This window comes from Gammaproteobacteria bacterium (genome assembly GCA_016765075.1).
In the GTDB taxonomy this organism is placed as follows: Bacteria; Pseudomonadota; Gammaproteobacteria.
This window is the reverse complement of record JAESQP010000079.1, coordinates 1-4,708: the sequence shown is the minus strand read 5'-3', so window position 1 is coordinate 4,708 and position 4,708 is coordinate 1. Positions and strand designations below refer to the sequence as shown.

Annotated in this window: 3 protein-coding genes; 2 read left to right on the top strand and 1 reads right to left on the bottom strand. The window is 46.2% G+C overall.

Going from position 1 to position 4,708, the window contains the following annotated elements; all coding sequences use genetic code 11:
• Positions 1-217 precede the first annotated feature (217 nt).
• Both JKY90_04695 and katG read left to right on the top strand, forming a co-directional pair.
• On the top strand, positions 218-523 hold the full coding sequence (locus JKY90_04695; protein MBL4851564.1) for a hypothetical protein: 306 nt from the start codon (positions 218-220) through the stop codon (positions 521-523).
• Between the two features lie 384 nt (positions 524-907).
• Positions 908-3,103 carry a catalase/peroxidase HPI gene (gene katG, locus JKY90_04690; protein MBL4851563.1) on the top strand — a complete coding sequence of 732 codons (2,196 nt, stop codon included), beginning with the start codon at positions 908-910 and terminating at the stop codon, positions 3,101-3,103.
• Positions 3,104-3,753: 650 nt separating this feature from the next.
• Here the strand turns inward: katG and aqpZ are convergent.
• Complete coding sequence (gene aqpZ, locus JKY90_04685; GenBank protein ID MBL4851562.1) at positions 3,754-4,446, bottom strand: aquaporin Z; 693 nt, start codon at positions 4,444-4,446, stop codon at positions 3,754-3,756.
• Positions 4,447-4,708: the final 262 nt, after the last annotated feature.

The window sequence follows — 4,708 nt, the reverse complement described above, 5'->3', positions numbered from 1 at the left end:
TAAGATGGATAAGATGGATAAGATGGATAAAGTGGACCAATAGTAGTCATCACAAAAGCAATGATTGCTACCAGCGCCATTGAGCACCTATTGCTACCCTTGCGACGAAAATAAACCCGCCGCAAAAACACGTAACAAAGGGGGCAGATGTCCCCTTTGTTATACCCATATCACACGCTAAGCTATACTGCCTCTTTCACGGCAACTACATCTTCCTATGCTCAGTCTGCGCAACTTAAACATCGTTACTGCCGCCTGTGCCGTGCTAGGGGTTCTCGTCCTACTGCTTACTCACTACGGCCCCGTTACCGACAACGGTATTCCGCAGCACCTGCTCTTGATTTTAATGTTTGCCGAGTTTGTGGCTCTTGCCGGGCTTATGGGTGCAGTGATGGCGGTAAAACAAATTAAACTGAATGGTATTAACTTGCCTGTCGCCTTATCAGGTCTATCTTGTCTACTCTTCAGCCTTGCCTTTGGCGCATTTGGTATTTATATTTGGCGCACTTATATCGGTGCTTAAGTAAAGTCACCACTCAATTCTCAGTAATATGGCTGTTATGTAAGAAGCGACTATGAAAACAGCACTCGTAACTACACAAGTCAATCACCCATCTTTACTATTTGCTATCGGTGGTTTCGAAAAAATTAATTAGTCAGGAGGACATGGAAGGACTATAACTACAATCTAGGAGCCTGTCGGACTTAGGTGATCGTCTCGAGAGAAAGCCATTTCCAGGCGCCCTTGGGGTATGAGTCCATTTTTTTGATTGTTTGAGGCGAATATTGGACATATTTAACGAAAAGGATCGAAAAAAGGGGTCAAAAGGGCTTTTTCGCAGTAGATGCATCCTAAGCCCGACAGACTCCCAGCAGAGAAATTCATCTAATCATTAGGAGATAAGATATGTCTGACGAGAGCAAATGCCCATTTTCAGGCGGCACCCATAAACACTCAGCCGGCGACGGTACCTCAAACCGCGATTGGTGGCCAAACCAGTTGAATCTGAATATTTTACATCAGCATTCTGGCTTATCTGATCCTATGGATCCGGATTTCGACTATGCAGAAGAGTTTCTGAGCCTTGACCTGGCTGCCTTAAAGCAAGACATCATGGAGTTAATGACCACCTCGCAAGATTGGTGGCCCGCTGACTACGGTCACTATGGCCCTTTGTTTATTCGCATGGCTTGGCATAGTGCTGGAACTTATCGCACCGGTGATGGCCGTGGCGGAGCCGGAGCCGGCAACCAACGTTTTGCGCCTCTGAACAGTTGGCCTGACAACGGCAATCTCGACAAAGCACGCATGCTGCTTTGGCCGATTAAACAAAAATACGGCAAAAAAATCTCTTGGGCTGACCTGATGATTTTAACGGGTAATTGCGCGCTTGAATCGATGGGCTTTAAAACCTTTGGTTTTGCTGGCGGTCGTGAAGATGTTTGGCAGCCAGAAGAAGACATCTATTGGGGTTCTGAAAACGAATGGTTTGGTGACAAACGTTATTCAGGTGAACGTGACCTTGAAAGCCCACTTGCTGCAGTACAAATGGGTTTGATCTATGTCAATCCAGAAGGGCCAAACGGTACGCCTGACCCGGTTGCTTCAGGGCGTGATATACGCGACACCTTTGCTCGTATGGCAATGAATGACGAAGAGACGGTTGCTTTGGTTGCCGGTGGACATACCTTTGGTAAAGCGCATGGTGCCGGTGACCCGGCTAACGTTGGCCCTGAGCCTGAGGCAGCTGGTATTGAAGAACAAGGCTGCGGCTGGAAAAACAGCATGGGCAGCGGTAAAGGCGTTGATACCATTACCAGTGGTATTGAAGGTGCCTGGACAGCGACCCCTACGCAATGGGATAACAGTTTCTTTGACACACTCTTTGGTTATGAGTGGGAGCTGACGAAGAGTCCGGCCGGGGCGCACCAATGGATACCGAAAGAGGGAGCAGCAACGGGTACTGTGCCTGATGCACATGATCCGTCAAAGTCACACGCACCTATCATGACTACGGCAGATATGGCGCTGAGAATGGATCCAATTTATGAGCCGATCTCACGTCGCTTTCATGAAAACCCTGAGGAGTTTGCTGACGCCTTTGCTCGTGCTTGGTTTAAGCTGACCCATCGCGATATGGGGCCTCGCGCTCGCTATCTCGGTGCTGAGGTTCCGCACGAAGAATTGATTTGGCAAGACCCTATCCCAGAAGTTACACATGAATTAATTGACGAGCAAGACGAAGTAGATATCAAAGCCAAAATCATTGCTTCGGGCCTGTCTATTTCTCAACTCGTTGCAACAGCTTGGGCATCCGCATCAACCTTTCGCGGTTCTGATATGCGTGGTGGCGCTAATGGCGCGCGTATTCGTCTTGCCCCACAAAAAAATTGGCAAGTTAACCAACCCGATCAATTAGCAAAGACATTGCAAACCTTGGAAGGCATTCAACAGGATTTCAATCATTCGGCATCGGGCGGTAAAGCTGTGTCATTGGCTGATGTTATCGTGCTCGGTGGTTCTGTGGGTGTTGAGCAGGCAGCTAAGAATGCAGGCCATGATATCGAGGTTCCGTTTACGCCAGGTCGCTCCGATGCATCGCAAGAGCAAACCGATCTCGAATCATTCGCAGTACTCGAACCGACTGCTGACGGGTTTCGTAATTATCTAATAACCCAACACACTGTGTCGGCTGAAAAATTATTAGTGGATCGCGCGCAATTGTTAACATTAACCGCACCGGAAATGACCGTTTTAGTTGGTGGTATGCGTGTATTGAACACTAATGCTGATGGATCGCAACACGGCGTTTTCACTAAACGACCTGAAACCTTAACGAACGACTTCTTCGTCAACCTGCTCGACATGAGTACTACTTGGAAGGCGATGTCAGAAGATGATCAGGTGTTCGAAGGTCGTGATCGCACAACAGGCGATGTAAAATGGATCGGCACACGCGTCGATCTTATTTTCGGCTCTAACTCGCAGCTACGTGCTCTTGCCGAAGCTTATGCCTGTGCTGATGCGCAAGAAAAGTTTGTCTATGACTTTGTCATGGCTTGGGCAACAGTAATGCATCTTGACCGCTTCGACTTAGTTTAGTCTCCGCAAAAAAGCTTCGGGCATCTCTTAGCAATGTTGATCGAAGCTTTTTATAAATAACATTATCTATTTCGATAAAAAAAGCCCCAACTCTTTCGAGCTGGGGCTCATGTTTTGACTAGAACGAGCAACGCGAGCTTAGTGAATACTTAACGAGTCCCGAAGGGATACTAAAGTAGAAGTCTGACAGCCCGTAGGTTGGGGCGAGCTTGCGAACCCCAACAAATCATGACTTCCCCCCCAAATTTCCTCGTTATGCACTAATCTCGGCTTAACATACCTTTCGATATGTATTCATGAATACTTGAATAAAGCCCTTCCACCCATCACTCTACATGTCCATACATCACAAGATGGTAATGTATATAATCAACAGGTTGTTCATAATCATATTCATCACGAATTAGCTATTGCCAATAACGCCTTTGATTAAAGCTCAAAGGCATAAAGTATGCCTCTACCTAACCCGTAAACCTGCTCATGGCAACTGAGTGGTGGATGCACGAACAGTGCATTTATGTGCCAAGCAATCATTATCTGCAAGTAATTCTATCAACGAAAATATCATCGCCAATTTTCAAATAGAAGCTAGCTGGCAAACTGTTCTATATACCAGGCAGCTTCTACACAAACCAACTAAAGGCTACCGCTTAATCTTCCGCGCCGCTACTAATATAACGGTAAACAAGCGCTCCCAGAATTGCCCCTACAATCGGTGCCAACCAAAACAACCAAAGCTGACTTGTTGCCCAATCACCGACATATAATGCAACACCAGTGCTACGAGCAGGGTTCACTGAAGTATTGGTCACTGGAATACTAATTAAATGAATCAGCGTAAGACATAGACCGATAGCTATTGGTGCAAAACCAGCTGGCGCACGTTTATCCGTCGCACCCAATATCACCACCAAGAACATCATTGTCATGACAATTTCAATAATCAGTGCTGCGGTTAATGTGTAGCCACCCGGTGAATGCTCACCATAACCGTTAGAGGCCATGCCACCTGCGACATCAAAGCCTGCTTTACCACTGGCAACAAGGTAAATAACACCGCCCGCAATAATGGCGCCGATAAGCTGTGCAACAATATAAGGTAGCAATTGATTGGCAGGGAAACGTCCTCCCGCCCAAAGACCAATTGACACGGCCGGGTTTAAATGACAACCCGAAATATGGCCAATCGCATAAGCCATTGTTACAACAGTTAAACCAAAAGCTACAGACACTCCAAGCAAACCAATGCCAACGTCTGGAAATGCCGCAGCCAATACCGCACTACCACACCCCCCTAGTACCAGCCAGAAAGTACCAAATAACTCCGCAACATATTTTTGCATATTATCCCTCTCTTTTTTTTGATCTGTTAGTTATGATTCAGAACACTAAAATTGATGGGAAGCATATATCGCAATCTAAACACCCATTCTTACTATTAACAAAAAAAACATATAGCATGAATCACCATGCACTCTTAAATTATAGGTTAAAAACTAACAGGCAGAATTATTTTTAAACAACACAAGCCATTAACAATAAAACAGATCCAAAAACGGCGCGCCCAAAACGCGCAATGGGTTAAAGATAATTCCGCAGCCCGTT

What these genes read in the sequence shown, in the direction of transcription:
- JKY90_04695 (MBL4851564.1), top strand. Translation starts at nt 218, where the DNA reads ATGCTCAGTCTGCGCAACTTAAACATCGTTACTGCCGCCTGTGCCGTG.
- katG (MBL4851563.1), top strand. Translation starts at nt 908, where the DNA reads ATGTCTGACGAGAGCAAATGCCCATTTTCAGGCGGCACCCATAAACAC.
- aqpZ (MBL4851562.1), bottom strand. Translation starts at nt 4,446, where the DNA reads ATGCAAAAATATGTTGCGGAGTTATTTGGTACTTTCTGGCTGGTACTA.